15 protein-coding genes are annotated in these 13,805 nt (G+C 72.1%); 3 read left to right on the forward strand and 12 right to left on the reverse strand.

Annotation, left to right across the window (positions count from 1 at the left end; genetic code table 11):
• Positions 1 to 9 precede the first annotated feature (9 nt).
• From nuoK to ACWIE7_RS10090, 12 genes are all read right to left on the reverse strand, one after another.
• Complete coding sequence (gene nuoK / locus ACWIE7_RS10035) at positions 10 to 309, reverse strand: NADH-quinone oxidoreductase subunit NuoK (protein WP_230931117.1); 300 nt, start codon at positions 307 to 309, stop codon at positions 10 to 12.
• Positions 306 to 1,112 carry an NADH-quinone oxidoreductase subunit J gene (locus tag ACWIE7_RS10040; protein WP_452100107.1) on the reverse strand — a complete coding sequence of 269 codons (807 nt, stop codon included), beginning with the start codon at positions 1,110 to 1,112 and terminating at the stop codon, positions 306 to 308. Before ACWIE7_RS10040 ends, nuoK begins: the two co-directional genes overlap by 4 nt.
• Positions 1,112 to 1,660, reverse strand: a complete 549-nt coding sequence (nuoI, locus tag ACWIE7_RS10045; RefSeq protein ID WP_452100123.1) for an NADH-quinone oxidoreductase subunit NuoI — start codon at positions 1,658 to 1,660, stop codon at positions 1,112 to 1,114. Before nuoI ends, ACWIE7_RS10040 begins: the two co-directional genes overlap by 1 nt.
• A gap of 1 nt (position 1,661) precedes the next feature.
• Entirely contained in the window at positions 1,662 to 3,035 is a 1,374-nt protein-coding gene (gene nuoH / locus ACWIE7_RS10050; RefSeq protein ID WP_454069193.1) for an NADH-quinone oxidoreductase subunit NuoH, read from the reverse strand.
• The gene (locus tag ACWIE7_RS10055) at positions 3,032 to 5,500 is read right to left on the reverse strand and encodes an NADH-quinone oxidoreductase subunit G (protein WP_454069194.1); all 2,469 of its coding nucleotides are present in this window, start codon (positions 5,498 to 5,500) and stop codon (positions 3,032 to 3,034) included. Before ACWIE7_RS10055 ends, nuoH begins: the two co-directional genes overlap by 4 nt.
• Positions 5,497 to 6,849: an NADH-quinone oxidoreductase subunit NuoF gene (gene nuoF, locus ACWIE7_RS10060; RefSeq protein ID WP_454057877.1), complete on the reverse strand. Its 1,353-nt coding sequence runs from the start codon at positions 6,847 to 6,849 to the stop codon at positions 5,497 to 5,499. Before nuoF ends, ACWIE7_RS10055 begins: the two co-directional genes overlap by 4 nt.
• 1 nt (position 6,850) lies before the next feature.
• On the reverse strand, positions 6,851 to 7,651 hold the full coding sequence (nuoE, locus tag ACWIE7_RS10065) for an NADH-quinone oxidoreductase subunit NuoE (RefSeq protein WP_454069195.1): 801 nt from the start codon (positions 7,649 to 7,651) through the stop codon (positions 6,851 to 6,853).
• Positions 7,648 to 8,997, reverse strand: coding sequence for an NADH dehydrogenase (quinone) subunit D (nuoD, locus tag ACWIE7_RS10070; RefSeq protein WP_454069196.1), 1,350 nt, complete (start codon positions 8,995 to 8,997; stop codon positions 7,648 to 7,650). Before nuoD ends, nuoE begins: the two co-directional genes overlap by 4 nt.
• On the reverse strand, positions 8,994 to 9,632 hold the full coding sequence (locus tag ACWIE7_RS10075; protein ID WP_454069208.1) for an NADH-quinone oxidoreductase subunit C: 639 nt from the start codon (positions 9,630 to 9,632) through the stop codon (positions 8,994 to 8,996). Before ACWIE7_RS10075 ends, nuoD begins: the two co-directional genes overlap by 4 nt.
• 155 nt (positions 9,633 to 9,787) lie before the next feature.
• Positions 9,788 to 10,342: a NuoB/complex I 20 kDa subunit family protein gene (locus tag ACWIE7_RS10080; protein WP_230931110.1), complete on the reverse strand. Its 555-nt coding sequence runs from the start codon at positions 10,340 to 10,342 to the stop codon at positions 9,788 to 9,790.
• 57 nt (positions 10,343 to 10,399) lie between these two features.
• The gene (locus ACWIE7_RS10085) at positions 10,400 to 10,759 is read right to left on the reverse strand and encodes an NADH-quinone oxidoreductase subunit A (protein ID WP_230931109.1); all 360 of its coding nucleotides are present in this window, start codon (positions 10,757 to 10,759) and stop codon (positions 10,400 to 10,402) included.
• 198 nt (positions 10,760 to 10,957) lie between these two features.
• Positions 10,958 to 11,374 (reverse strand): hypothetical protein, encoded by a 417-nt coding sequence (locus ACWIE7_RS10090; protein WP_452100101.1) that lies wholly within the window; start codon positions 11,372 to 11,374, stop codon positions 10,958 to 10,960.
• 145 nt (positions 11,375 to 11,519) lie between these two features.
• Between ACWIE7_RS10090 and ACWIE7_RS10095 the strand changes: the two genes are divergently transcribed.
• The 3 genes from ACWIE7_RS10095 to ACWIE7_RS10105 are packed head-to-tail and all read left to right on the forward strand — an operon-like array spanning position 11,520 to position 13,770.
• On the forward strand, positions 11,520 to 11,906 hold the full coding sequence (locus ACWIE7_RS10095) for a hypothetical protein (RefSeq protein ID WP_452100100.1): 387 nt from the start codon (positions 11,520 to 11,522) through the stop codon (positions 11,904 to 11,906).
• On the forward strand, positions 11,903 to 12,496 hold the full coding sequence (locus tag ACWIE7_RS10100; RefSeq protein WP_452100099.1) for a hypothetical protein: 594 nt from the start codon (positions 11,903 to 11,905) through the stop codon (positions 12,494 to 12,496). Before ACWIE7_RS10095 ends, ACWIE7_RS10100 begins: the two co-directional genes overlap by 4 nt.
• On the forward strand, positions 12,493 to 13,770 hold the full coding sequence (locus ACWIE7_RS10105) for a PEP/pyruvate-binding domain-containing protein (RefSeq protein ID WP_454069197.1): 1,278 nt from the start codon (positions 12,493 to 12,495) through the stop codon (positions 13,768 to 13,770). Before ACWIE7_RS10100 ends, ACWIE7_RS10105 begins: the two co-directional genes overlap by 4 nt.
• Positions 13,771 to 13,805 lie beyond the last annotated feature (35 nt).

Here is a 13,805-nt window from a genome sequence, read left to right on the forward strand (position 1 = left end):
GTCGTCCCCCTAGTACCTCAGTAGGTCGGCGTCGTCGACCGACGCCGACCTGCGCGAACGGTAGATGGACATGATGATCGCCAGCCCGATCACGACCTCCGCGGCGGCGACCACCATGACGAAGAACGCGATGACCTGGCCCGTGACGTCGCCGTGCATCCGCGCGAACGTCACCAGCGCGAGGTTGGTGGCGTTGAGCATCAACTCGATGCACATGAAGACCACGATCGCGTTGCGGCGCAGCAGGAAGCCGGCGGCGCCGATCGTGAACAGGATCGCGGACAGGTAGAGGTAATACTCGGGGCTCATCGCCGCGCACCGCCTCGGCGGCCCCGCGCGCGGGGCCCGGCCGCCTCGCCGGCGCCGGACCCGCCCGCCTCGCCGGACTCCAGCTCGCCGCCGGCCGCCGCACGATCGCTGTGCCGGCGCAGCACGTCGCTGACCGAGTCGGGGGCGTCGGAGCCGTCGGGCAGTCGGGCGGGCTGGTCGGCGGCGTTGCGCCGCGCGTACACGCCCGGGCTGGGCAGCGGGGTGACGCGGGCGGAGTCGTCGCGCTGCCAGTCGAGGAACCGCTGCTCGGACAGCTGTCGCTGGGTCAGCCGGCCGGTGAACCGCTCGCGGTGCGCCAGCACCATGGCGCCGAGAGTGGCGATGATGAGCAGCACGCCGGTCAGCTCGAACGCCCACACGTGCCGCGTGAACAGCAACTCGGCGAGTGCGGGCACGTCCTGATGGTCGGGCCCGAAGCCGGCGAACGGCCCCAGCTGCGCCCGCGCCAGGCCGGTGGCCAGCAGGATGCCGAACCCGAGCCCCGCCACGATCGCCGCGACCCGGTGCCCGCGGATCCGCTCGACCAGCGAGTCCGAGGACTCCACGCCGATGAGCATCACCACGAACAGGAACAGCATCATCACCGCGCCCGTGTAGACCACGATCTGCCCCACCCCCAGGAACACCGCACCCTGCGCCATGTACATCACCGCCAGCGACACCATGGTCGCCGCCAGGCACAGCGCCGAGTAGACGGCCTTGGTCGCCGAGACCACGCCCAGCGCCCCGGCCACCGCGATCACCGCGAGGACCCAGAACAGCACCGACTCGCCGCCGGACATCAGCTCGCCTCCCCGTCGTACGGCTCGCCCTGCTCGGGCGCGGAGCCGGTGATCTCGCCGCGGTAGTAGTCGCCGTGGTCGGCGCCCGGGTACAGGTCGTGCGGCGCCGGGACCATGCCGGTGCGCAGCGGCGCGAGCAGGTCGTCCTTGGTGTAGATGAGGTCGGTGCGGTTGTCGTCGGCCATCTCGTAGTCGTTCGTCATGGTCAGCGCGCGGGTCGGGCACGCCTCGACGCACAGCCCGCAGCCGATGCAGCGCAGGTAGTTGATCTGGTAGTTCCGTCCGTACCGCTCGCCGGGGGAGTAGCGCTCTTCGGCGGTGTTGTCCGCGCCCTCGACGAAGATCGCATCCGCCGGGCACGCCCACGCGCACAGCTCACAGCCGATGCACTTCTCGAGCCCGTCGGCGTACCGGTTGAGCTGGTGTCGCCCGTGGTAGCGGGGCGCGACCGGCACCTTCTCCTCGGGGTACTGCTCGGTGTGGGCGGGCTTGAACATCGTCCCGAACGTCACCCCGAACCCGGCGAGGGGCTCGAGGAACCTGGGCACCTCAGGCATGGCGGGCCTCCTTGGTCGGCGGCGTGGCGGAGCGCTGGTGGGGGAGCGGGGGGACGGGGAAGCCGCCGGCGGTGGGGTTGAACGGGGCCGGGTCGAATGAGGTCGGGTCGAACGGGGACGGGTCGGAGGCGCCGGAGCCGACGGAGGAGGTGGCCGGGCCGGGTCGGGGGCCGTCGTGCGCGGCGCCGCGTCGGGAAAGGACACGCCTGACGACGACGATGACGGCCACCGCGGCCAGTCCCGCGATCACCATGGCGGGCGTCAGCAGCGCCGACTCCGGGCCGACGATTACCCGGATGGCGGCCACCACCATCACCCAGGCCAGGGAGACGGGGATGAGCACCTTCCAGCCGAAGGCCATGAACTGGTCGTAGCGCAGGCGCGGGAGGGTGGCGCGCAGCCACATGAACACGAACAGGAAGCCCCACACCTTGATGACGAACCACAACAGCGCCCACCATCCGGAGTCGGCGCCGGGGAGGAGGGAGAACGGCAGCGGGGCCCGCCAGCCGCCCAGGAACAGGGTCGCGGCGAGGGCGGAGACCGTGGTCATGTTGACGTACTCGGCGAGCATGAACATCGCGAACCGCAGCGACGAGTACTCGGTGTGGAAGCCGCCCACGAGCTCACCCTCGGCCTCGGGCAGGTCGAAGGGGGCGCGGTTGGTCTCGCCGACCATCGAGATCACGTAGATGCAGAACGACGGCAGCAGCAGGAACACGAACCACACCCGCGACTGCGCGTCGACGATCCCCGAGGTGGACATGGTGCCGGCGAACAGGAACACGCCCACGAAGGACAGCGCCATGGCGATCTCGTAGCTGATCACCTGGGCCGTGGACCGCAGGCCGCCGAGCAGCGGGTACGTGGAGCCGGACGACCAGCCGGCCAGCACGATCCCGTACACGCCGATCGAGGTCACGGCGAGGATGTAGAGCACGCCCACGTGCAGGTCGGTGAGCTGGAGCGGGGTCCGGTGGCCGAGGATCGAGACCTCCGGTCCGAAGGGGATCACGGCGAACGCCATGAATGCCGGGATCACCGCGATGACCGGGGCGAGCAGGAAGATCGGCTTGTCGACGCCCTTGGGGATCAGCCCCTCCTTGAGGGCGATCTTCACGCCGTCGGCCAGGCTCTGCAGGATGCCGAACGGGCCGACGCGGTTGGGGCCGATCCGCATCTGCATCCAGGCGAGGATCTTGCGCTCGAGGTAGATCGCCGCGAGCACGGTCACCACCAGGAACACGAACACCCCGAGCACCTTGACCAGCACGAGCCACCACGGGTCCGTGCCGAACGCGGTCAGGTCGGCGCTCGTCGTCGCGAGTTCCGAGCCGGTCGCGGCGAGCAGGTGCGGGCGGGTCATGACGCCCCCTCCCCGGCGGTGTCGTCCGGCGTGTCGCCTCCGGCCGCGATGTCCACGAGGTCGCCGGCGGCCGACCCGAGCGTGACGCCCACCGCCGAGCCCGGCGAGTTCTGCGGCAGCCACACCACGCGGTCCGGCATCTCGGTGACGGCCAGCGGCAGGGTGATCGCGCCGCGGTCGGTCGAGACGGTCACCGGCTGGTCGTCGACGGCCCCGATCTCGGCCGCGGTGCCCGGCGACATCCGCGCGACCGGGCGGCGCGCGGTTCCGGCCAGATGCGGCTCCCCGTCCTGGAGGCGGCCGGCGTCGAGGAGCATCCGCCAGGTGGCCAGCACGGCCTGCCCTCGTTCTGGAGCGGTGCCGGCGTGCGGCTGCGAGGCATCGGTGCGCGCCTGTGCATCTGCGCGCGCGGATGCCGGGCTGAGGGCCTCGCGCACGGCGGCCATCTCCCGGCGTGCGGACTCGACGTCCTGCAGGCCGAACCAGGCGCCCGTCTCCTCGGCGAGGGCATTGAGGACACGCAGATCGGGCATCGCATCGGTGCCGGTCAGCGCGGCGGCGAACGGGCGCGGGCGGCCCTCCCAGGTCAGGTAGGTGCCGGACTTCTCGGCGGTGGGCGCGATGGGCAGGACCACGTCCGCGCGGTCGGTGATCTCGCTTCGGCGCAGCTCGATGCTCACCACGAACCCGGCGGACTCGACGGCGGCGAGGGCGGCGGCCGGGTCGGGCAGGTCCGCGGCCTCGGCCCCCGCGATGAGCAGCGCGTCGAGTTCGCCCGCGGCGGCGGCCTCGAGCTGCTCGGTGGTGGCGCGGCCGGGAGCGGTGGGCAGCTCGTCGCAACGCCACAGCTCCGCGAGCGCGTGGCGGGCGGCGGCGTCGGTCACGGGCCGGCCTCCCGGCAGCAGGCCCGGCAGACACCCGGCTTCGAGGGCACCGCGCTCGCCGGCGCGGCGGGGGACCCAGGCCAGGCGGGCGCCGGTGGCGTCGGCGAGCGCGGCCGCGGCGGGCAGGCCGCCCGGGATCGCGCCGAGGCGTTCGCCGACCATGATCACCGCGCCGGGCCGGCGCAGCAGGGTGGAGAGCACGTCGTGGTCTGGTTCGGCGGCGGCGAGTGCGTTGAGGACCTGTGGCTCGACGCCGGGGACGGTCGGCAGCAGGGTGGCATCGGTCTTGAGCACCGCCGGGGAGGCGAAGGGCGCGATAGCGAACACCGGCAGGCCGAGGTCGCGGGCGCAGCGGCGCAGCCGCAGGAAAACGATCGGCGACTCCTCCTCCGGGTCGAAACCCACGAGCAGGACGACCGGGGCCGTCTCGAGATCGGAGTAGGTGACCGCGGCCGGCGGGCCGCCACCGGGCGCCCGGCCGACCACGCGCTCGGCGAGGAAATCAGCCTCCTCGGCGCTGTGGTGGCGGGCCCGGAAGTCGATGTCGTTGGTGTTCAGGACGGCCCGCGCGAACTTGGCGTACGCGTAGGCGTCCTCGGCCGTCAGTCGCCCGCCGGCCAGCACTCCCGTCCGGCCGCGGGCCGCGGCGAGCCCCTCCGCGGCGACCGCCAGCGCGGTCGACCAGGGCACCGGCACCAGGCCGCCGCCCTCGCCGCGGATCATCGGCGTGGTGAGGCGATCACGAGCGCGTGCGTAGGTGAACGACCAGCGGCCCTTGTCGCAGTTCCACTCCTCGTTGACCTCGGGATCGTTGCCGGCCAGGCGGCGGAGCACCTTCCCGCGGCGGTGGTCGGTGCGCTGGCCGCAGCCGCTCGCGCAGTGCTCGCACACGGCCGGGCTGGAGACCAGGTCGAAGGGGCGGGCGCGGAACCGGTAGGCGGCGCCGGTGAGGGCGCCGACCGGGCAGATCTGGACGGTGTTGCCGGAGAAGTAGGACTCGAAGCCCTCCTCGCCGTACACGCCGACCTGCTGCTGGGCGCCGCGCTCGAACAGGTCGAGGAGCGGATCGCCGGCGATCTGCTCGGAGAAGCGCGTGCAGCGCGCGCACATCACGCAGCGCTCGCGGTCGAGCAGCACCTGCGAGGACAGGGACAGCGGCTTGGGGAACGTGCGCTTGACCTCGGTGAACCGCGACAGCGCGTGCCCGCTGGACAGGGCCTGGTTCTGCAGTGGACACTCGCCGCCCTTGTCGCAGACCGGGCAGTCGAGCGGGTGGTTGATCAGCAACAGCTCCATCACGCCGCGCTGCGCCTTGTCGGCGACCTCGGACGTGGCCTGAGTGCGCACCACCATGTCCGGGGTGACCGGGGTGGTGCACGAGGTGACCGGCTTCGGCGCGCCCTCCACCTCGACGATGCACTGACGGCACGCCCCGGCGGGCTCGAGCAGCGGGTGGTCGCAGAAGCGGGGGATCTCCACGCCCATCCGCTCGGCGGCCCGGATGATCAGCGTGCCCTTGGGGACCGACACCTCGCGGCCGTCGATCGTCAACGTGACCTGCTCGTCAGCGGGCGGGGTCATCGGGGCACCTCCCCGGCGCCGGCGGTGGCGCGATCGGCGAACACGGTGGAGCGACGGTGGTCGAACGGGCAGCCGCCGGGGATGTGGGCCAGGTACTCGTCGCGGAACAGGCGGATCGACGACATGATCGGGGTGGCCGCGGCGTCGCCGAGGGCGCAGAACGACTTGCCGAAGACGTTGTCGGAGATGTCCAGCAGCCTCTCGATGTCGTCTTCCCTCGCGGTGCCGTCCTCGAGCCGCTGCATGATCTGCGTGAGCCAGTAGGTGCCCTCGCGGCAGGGCGTGCACTTGCCGCAGGACTCGTGGGCGTAGAACTCGGACCACCGGAGCACCGCCCGCACGACGCACGTGGTGTCGTCGAAGATCTGCAGCGCCTTGGTGCCGAGCATCGTGCCCTCGGCCGCGCAGCCCTCGTAGTCCAGCGGCATGTCCAGGTGGGCGTCGGTGAGGATCGGGGTCGACGAGCCGCCCGGGGTCCAGAACTTGAGGGTGTGTCCCTCGCGGATCCCGCCGGCCAGCTCCAGCAGCTCACGCAGCGTGATGCCCAGCGGCGCCTCGTACTGCCCGGGCCGGGTGACGTGCCCCGACAGCGAGTACAGGGTGAAGCCGGGCGACTTCTCCGAGCCCATCGACCGGAACCACTCGGGCCCGTGCTGCAGGATCGACGGCACGCTCGCGATGGACTCGACGTTGTTCACCACGGTGGGGCAGGCGTAGAGGCCCTCGACGGCGGGGAACGGCGGCCGCAGCCGGGGCTGGCCGCGCCGCCCCTCGAGCGAGTCGAGCAGCGCGGTCTCCTCGCCGCAGATGTAGGCCCCGGCCCCGGCGTGGACGACCAGTTCCAGGTCGAACCCGCTGCCGAGGATGTTCTCGCCGAGGTAACCGGCCTCGTATGCCTCGGCCGCCGCGGCCTGCAGCCGCCGCAGCACCGGCACCACCTCGCCGCGCAGGTAGATGAACGCGTGCGAGGCGCGGATCGCGTACGCGGCGATGATCACGCCCTCGATCAGCACGTGCGGCGTCGCCAGCATCAGCGGCATGTCCTTGCAGGTGCCGGGCTCGGACTCGTCGGCGTTGACCACCAGGTAGTGCGGCTTGGCTGCCGGCCCGTCGGGGTCCGCGGGGCCGTCGTCCGGTTGCTGGGGGATGAAGCTCCACTTGCGCCCGGTCGGGAAGCCGGCGCCACCGCGCCCGCGCAGGCCGGCGTCGAGGACGGTGGAGGTCACCGCGTCGGGATCGGTGGCCAGCGCCGCGCGCAGGCCCGCGTAGCCGTCGTGCGCGAGATAGGTATCCAGCGTCCAGCTGGACGGGGCGTCCCAGTAGCGGCTGAGGTACGGCGCGAGTGCCATGTCAGGCCTCCTCGTCCGGGGTGGGGGCGGTGTCGTCGCGTGTGGGCCCGCCGGGTTCGGGCGCGCGCATGTCGTGCTCGCGCGCGATGCGCAGTCCGGCCAGGGTGGCCTCGCCGGGCGCGCCGTCGTTCGCGCCGGGGCGGGGGTCGGGGAAGCCGGCGAGGATCCGGGAGGTCTGCCGGAACGTGCACAGCGGGGCGCCGCGCGTGGGCGTCACGGTCCTGCCGGCGCGCAGGTCGTCGACGACGCGCCGCGCCTCCTCGGGCGTCTGGTCGTCGAAGAACTCCCAGTTCACCATCACCACCGGCGCGTAGTCGCAGGCCGCGTTGCACTCGATCCGTTCGAGCGTGACGCGCCCGTCGTCGGTGGTGCCGGGCCCGTCGAGGCCCAGGTGGTCGGCGAGGTCGGCGTAGATCTCGTCGCCGCCCATCACCGCGCAGAGGGTGTTGGTGCACACCCCGACGAGGTAGTCGCCCGTTGGCGTGCGTCGGTACATGGAGTAGAAGGTGGCCACCGCCATGACCTCGGCGGGGGAGAGGTCGACGACGACGGCGCAGAACTCGATCCCGGCCGGGGTCAGGTACCCGTCCTCCGCCTGGACCAGATGCAGCAGCGGCAGCAGCGCCGAGCGGGCCTGCGGATACCGGGAGACGATCTGATCGGCGTCGGCCCGGAGGCGGCCCCGCACGTCGGCGGGGTACGCGCGGCGGGCGTCCGGCCGGACGACCTCGCCGGGTTCGTCGGGCAGGCGGCCGAACTGGAGGAACACCGGCTCGCCGCGGGACTGCTGCGGAGTGCTCATCGGTCCACCCCTCCCATCACGGGGTCGATGCTGGCCACGGAGGCGATCACGTCGGCGATCATCCCGCCCTCGCACATGGCGGCGACGGCCTGCAGGTTGGTGAACGACGGGTCGCGGTAGTGCACCCGGTACGGGCGGGTGCCGCCGTCGGAGACCATGTGCACGCCCAGCTCGCCGCGCGGCGACTCGACCGGCACGTACACCTGGCCGGGCGGCACGGGGAATCCCTCCGTGACCAGCTTGAAGTGGTGGATCAGCGCCTCCATGGAGTTGTCCATGATGTGGCGGATGTGCTCCTGGGAGTTGCCGAGGCCGTCGGGGCCGACCTTGAGCCGGGCGGGCCAGGCGATCTTGGGGTCGTCGACCATCACCGGGCCGGGGGCGAGCCGGTCCAGGCACTGCTCGACGATCTTCAACGACTCCTTCATCTCGTCGATGCGGATGACGAATCGGTCGTAGCAGTCGCTGGCAGACCCTGTGACCACGTCGAACTCGTAGTTCTCGTAGCCGCAGTAGGGGTCGGAGCGGCGCACGTCGTGCGGCAGGCCGGTCGCGCGCAGGACCGGGCCCGTCACGCCGAGGGCCATGCAGCCGGTCAGGTCCAGGTAGCCGATGCCGGACAACCGCATCTTCCAGATGGGGTTCTCCCGCAGCAGCATTTCCATCTCGCGGATCCGCCCCGGCAGCACCTCGAGCAGGTCGCGGACCATGGGCACGGCCTCGTCGGGCAGGTCCTGCACCACCCCGCCCGGCCGGACGTAGGCGTGGTTCATCCGCAGCCCGCTGATCACCTCGAACACGTCGAGGATCAGCTCGCGATCGCGGAACCCGAACAGCATCGGGGTGGTGGCGCCCAGTTCCATGCCGGCCGTGGCCACCGCGACCAGGTGGGAGGCGATGCGGTTGAGCTCCATGAGCATCACCCGGATCACCGACGCCCGCTCGGGGACCCGGTCGGTGATCCCGAGCAGCTTCTCCACCCCGAGGCAGTAGGCCACCTCGTTGAAGAACGGCGACAGGTAGTCCATGCGGGTGACGAAGGTGACGCCCTGGGTCCAGTAGCGGAACTCAAGGTTCTTCTCGATCCCCGTGTGCAGGTAGCCGATCCCACAGCGGGCCTGCGTGACCGTCTCGCCCTCGATCTCGAGGATCAGCCGCAGCACCCCGTGGGTCGACGGGTGCTGCGGGCCCATGTTGACCACGATGCGGTCGTCGTCGGCATTGCGCGCGGCCGCGCTGATCGCGTCCCAGTCCTGCCCGGAGGCGGTGAGGATCGTGTCCGAGGCATCGCTGCCCGGGCCGGCGGAGCGGCGGGTGCGGTGCGCGCGGGTGCGGTCGGTGCTCATGAGTACGACCTCCGCTCGTCCGGCGGCGGTACGGTCGCGCCCTTGTACTGCACCGGGATACCGCCCAGCGGGTAGTCCTTGCGCTGCGGGTGGCCCTCCCAGTCGTCCGGCATCTCGATCCGGGTCAGCGACGGATGACCGTCGAAGATCACGCCGAAGAAGTCGTAGGTCTCCCGCTCGTGCCAGTCCGTCGTGGGATACACGCGGGTCAGCGACGGGACGTGCGGGTCCGAATCCGGGGCGCTGGTCTCCAGCATCACGCGGCGGTTGTGGGTGATGGACTGCAGCGGATACACCACGTGCAGCTCGCGGCCGGTGGCGTCCGGGTAGTGCACCCCGCTGGCGCCCAGCGACATCTCGAACCGCAGCTCCGGATCATCCCGCAGCGTCCGCGCCACCGTCGCCAGGTGCTCCCGCACCACGTGCAGGGTCAGCTGGCCGGCGTGGACCACGACCCGCTCGACGGCCTCGTCGAAGCCCGGCCCACCCTGCTGCCGCAGGGCTGCCGTGAGGCCCTCGATGACAGCGTTGTCGTCGTCGTTCTCATACGGCGGTTCCGACCCGCCCGGCAGTGCCGTCGGGCGGACCAGGCCGCCGAACCCCGACGTGTCCCCCGACCCGCGGACGCCGAACATGCCGCGGCGCTCGCCGACCAGTTCCGGCCCGGCGCGGTGCGCATCGGGCACCGCGAACTCACCGGTTGTAGAGGGGGCGTCGCGGCGGCCGGGTACACCACGTCGGTCGGGCGCGTCACGGAGCTCCGGTGGGTCGCCGCGGTCCGGGTTGTCCGTCATCGGAACATCCCCTCGACCGGGATCAACGGGCGCTCGTCCAGGGCGGCCTGCTCGGCGGCCTTCACCGCCTCCACCCGGTTGACGCCCAGCGGCATCGACTCGATCTTGGTGTGCAGCGTGAGGATGGCGTGCATGAGCATCTCCGGGCGCGGTGGGCAGCCGGGCAGGTAGATGTCGACGGGCACGATGTGGTCGACGCCCTGGACGATCGCGTAGTTGTTGAACATCCCGCCGGACGACGCGCACACGCCCATCGCCAGCACCCACTTGGGCTCGGCCATCTGGTCGTATACCTGGCGCAGCACCGGGGCCATCTTCTGACTCACCCGGCCCGCGACGATCATCAGGTCCGCCTGGCGCGGCGAGGCGCGGAACACCTCCGTGCCGAAACGCGCCAGGTCGTAGCGGCCGCCACTGGTGGCCATCATCTCGATCGCGCAGCACGCCAGCCCGAACGTGGCCGGCCACAGCGACCCCTTGCGGAAGTATCCGGCGAGCTGCTCGACCGTGGTCAGCAGGAACCCGGCCGGCACCTTCTCCTCGAGTCCCATGGCCGTGCTCCTCTCCTGTATCTCGCGTGCTTCCGCGCGTGTCGCGGACGCTGCCGGCTAGTCCCAGCTCAGCCCGCCGCGGCGCCACTCGTAGGCGTAGGCGACGGAGACGTTGACGACGAACAGGGCCATCGCGGCCAGGCCGAACAGGCCCAGTTCGTCGAAGTAGACGGCCCACGGGTACAGGAAGAGGATCTCGATGCCGAAGATGATGAAGAGCATCGCGGTGAGGTAGTACTTCACCGGGAAACGGCCGCCGCCCGCCGGCTGCGGGGTGGGCTGGATGCCGCACTCGTAGGCCTCGACCTTGGCCCGGTTGAAGCGGCTCGGCCCCGCCAGTGACGAGACGAACGACGAGAACACGGCGAACGCGACGGCCAGGCCCCCGAGGACCAGAATGGGCACATACTCGTTCACGTCGGTGTCACTCCCTCGCGCCTGGTCGAGGGCGTGCCTGTGGGCACACCTCTCCTGCAACCGCAGGGGGTCCGGGCGGCCTGTCGTGGTGGGTTCTCCAGGGCCCCGTCTCCCCGGTGATCCGGTTCTCACCGGTCACTGACTGTGACTCTACTCACATAGCTTCGACGGGTGTCGGCACTTCGGGCAGACCGCGTGTCAGGGGTGCGGTCGGGACCCGGTGAGGAGGCCGTTGACCGTGTCGCGCAGCGTCAGTGGGTCGATCGGGTGGGCGACGGAGGCGTCCGCGCGGGACCAGTCCGCGAGCCAGCGGTCGTCGGCACGGCCGATCAGGACGAGGATCGGCGGGCAGTTGTCGAGCTCGTCGCGCAGCTGCTTGGCCAGGCCCAGGCCGCCGGTGGGGGCGGCCTCGCCGTCGAGGATCGCCAGATCGACCCCGCCGGCGTCCAGGTGGGCGATCGCGGCCGGGGAGGTGGCCACCTCGACGTGGTCCAGTCGCGGCAGATCCGGGTGCGGGCGCGTGCCCAGGGCGGAGATGACGCGGCCGCGGGTACTGGCGTCGTTGCTGTAGACGAGCACGCGAAGCGCGACGTCCGGGGCCGTGGTCTCCGTCACGGTCGTAATGCTACCGAGGTGGGCGCGCGCCGGAGCCGGGTTGCGGGTCGGGAGGGCGTGCAACTCGGCCGGGCTCGCACCCGGGCCCGTACCACCATCTCAACGACTTGTTGACAATGAGGCGTTGATGCCCCAACGTGGGTGTATGGATTCCAGGGGCGAGACGGACGAGGCCACGACGGTGGAGGTGGCGCGGCAGCAGCTGCTCGACGCGGGGGCTGACGCGCTGCCGCGACAACCGTGGCAGCCGCACCGGGCGGCGCCCGACGACGTGACGCTGCTGCGCTTCGCAGTCCGCCACGCCAATTCCGCGGTGGGCCAGGCCTCACATGACGACATCCGCGCCGCGCTCGCCCTGATCGAGACCGCACGTGAGGATCTGGACGCCCTCGAGTCCGCGCTGATCCTCATCGCACGCGCAGAAGGGCTGACCTGGCCGGACATCGCGCGCCAGCTGCGGGTCCGCACACCACAGGCCGCGCAGCAGCGGTTCCGTCGGGTGAGCGATCGGGCGAACGAGGTGGGCGGGTGACGGGCGCAGCCGACTTCCCGGTTTTGCACGCCGTCAGGCTCGGAGGATTCAGTTCCTCGGCCCAGGTCGGCGAGCGGGCGATGCTCCCCGGGCCGACCGCCGAGGAGGCCCTTCGCGGACTGGAGCGTCAGGGCCTGGTCGAGTTCGTGGAGTTCGCCGGATCCGGCGGTTGGGTCCTCACCGAGCAGGGCCGTGGGCGCGACGCGGCGCTGCACGCCGACGAGATGTCGGTGCCCGGAGTGCGTCAGCTCGTCGAGGAGGGCGCGGCGGAATTCGAGCGGGTCAATCCCCGGATGGTGCGCACGGTCACCGAATGGCAGCTGGCGACGCCCGCCGGCCGGGTCGCGGCGCGGGGCCGCACGGTCGCAGAACTCGACGAGCTCTACCTGGAACTCGACGAGCTGATTGTCCGGCTCGTACCCGCGGTGCCGCGGTACGGGCGCTATCCCCGGCAGTTCGGGGCCGCCGCCGCGCGGGCCCGGGACGGCATCGACGACGCGATCGCCGGCGTCGGCACCCTGTCGTGCCACACGGTCTGGGCCGAACTCCACCAGGATTTCGTGTCCGGGCTGGGGCGGGAGCGCCGGTGAGCTCTGCCGTGGTCGACCTCGATGCCGCCTGCGGCCCGGAGGTCGGGGGTAAGGCGGCGCCGCTGGCGGAACTGCTGCGTGCCGGGTTCGACGTCCCACCCGGATTCGTGGTCCCCGTGTCCGTCTTCCGGGACGCGGTCGCCGGTCTCGGCATCGCCGGGCCGCCGCAGGAGGTCCGCGAGAAGCTCCTCGCCGCCGCGCTACCTCCCTCGGTCGACGGCGCCATCGCCCGCGCGCTTGACCGTCTCACCGGGCGATCGGCTTCGGGGTGCGTGGCGGTGCGCTCGTCGTCGTCATCGGAGGACACCGACCGGAGTTCGGCGGCGGGGCAGCACCACAGCGCGCTCGCCGTGCGGGGTCGCGTCGGGGTGCGCGACGCGATCCGGGCGTGCTGGGCGTCGACATGGAACGAGCGGGCCGTCGCCTACCGTGCGCGCGGGGCCCGCGGTGACGGGGGCGCCCGAAGCGCTGAGGGCACGGACGCTGGGGAGATGGCCGTGCTGGTGCAGGAGTGGGTCGACCCGCAGGTGTCCGGGGTGATGTTCACGTGGCCCGGGGTGACCGGCGGCTCGGGTGCGGTCACGGTGATCGAGGCGACGTGGGGGATCGGCGACGGGCTCGTCTCCGGGCGGGTGACCCCGGACTCCTGGACCGTCGACGGGACCGGCGTACTCGCTCGTCGGATCGGGGCGAAGGCTGAACGTGGCGATCGGGTCGGCGGGCGGATCGTCACCTCCCCGGTGCCCGCGGCGGACCGGGCCCGGCCGTGTCTCCGCGACGACGACGTGCGGACGCTGCACGGGCTCGGCGTCCGGATCTCGCAGGTGCTCGGTGGTCCCAGGGACGTGGAGTGGGCGCTCGAAGGCGACCGGATCCGGGTCCTCCAGGCGCGGCCGGTGACCGCGGAGTTGCCGGCGGCGGCCGCGGAGCCGCAGGGCCCGGAGCGGGATGTGCTGCGCGGGGTCGCCGGCGCGGCGGGGACGGCCACCGGACGTGTCCGTCACGTGCGGGGGCCGGCGGACTTTCGTCAGGTGAGGCCGGGGGACGTGCTCGTCTGCCGTGAGACCGATCCGGCGTGGACCCCGCTGTTCACCGTCGCGGCGGCGGTCATCACGGAGACGGGCGGGGTGCTCTCGCACGCGGCGATCGTGGCGCGGGAGGTGGGGATCCCGGCGGTGCTCGGGGTGGAGGCGGCGACGGCCCGACTCGCGGCGGACGCAGTGGTCCACATCGATGGGGATGCTGGGGCGATCACGCTGGTGGGCCCGAAATGAGAGACGCGGCCCGGGCTCGAGAGCTCCGGGCCGCG

This window comes from Dietzia sp. NPDC055343, assembly GCF_053645265.1.

What these genes read in the sequence shown, in the direction of transcription:
- nuoK (WP_230931117.1), bottom strand. Translation starts at nt 309, where the DNA reads ATGAGCCCCGAGTATTACCTCTACCTGTCCGCGATCCTGTTCACGATC.
- ACWIE7_RS10040 (WP_452100107.1), bottom strand. Translation starts at nt 1,112, where the DNA reads ATGTCCGGCGGCGAGTCGGTGCTGTTCTGGGTCCTCGCGGTGATCGCG.
- nuoH (WP_454069193.1), bottom strand. Translation starts at nt 3,035, where the DNA reads ATGACCCGCCCGCACCTGCTCGCCGCGACCGGCTCGGAACTCGCGACG.
- ACWIE7_RS10055 (WP_454069194.1), bottom strand. Translation starts at nt 5,500, where the DNA reads ATGACCCCGCCCGCTGACGAGCAGGTCACGTTGACGATCGACGGCCGC.
- nuoF (WP_454057877.1), bottom strand. Translation starts at nt 6,849, where the DNA reads ATGGCACTCGCGCCGTACCTCAGCCGCTACTGGGACGCCCCGTCCAGC.
- nuoE (WP_454069195.1), bottom strand. Translation starts at nt 7,651, where the DNA reads ATGAGCACTCCGCAGCAGTCCCGCGGCGAGCCGGTGTTCCTCCAGTTC.
- nuoD (WP_454069196.1), bottom strand. Translation starts at nt 8,997, where the DNA reads ATGAGCACCGACCGCACCCGCGCGCACCGCACCCGCCGCTCCGCCGGC.
- ACWIE7_RS10075 (WP_454069208.1), bottom strand. Translation starts at nt 9,632, where the DNA reads ATGTTCGGCGTCCGCGGGTCGGGGGACACGTCGGGGTTCGGCGGCCTG.
- ACWIE7_RS10080 (WP_230931110.1), bottom strand. Translation starts at nt 10,342, where the DNA reads ATGGGACTCGAGGAGAAGGTGCCGGCCGGGTTCCTGCTGACCACGGTC.
- ACWIE7_RS10095 (WP_452100100.1), top strand. Translation starts at nt 11,520, where the DNA reads ATGGATTCCAGGGGCGAGACGGACGAGGCCACGACGGTGGAGGTGGCG.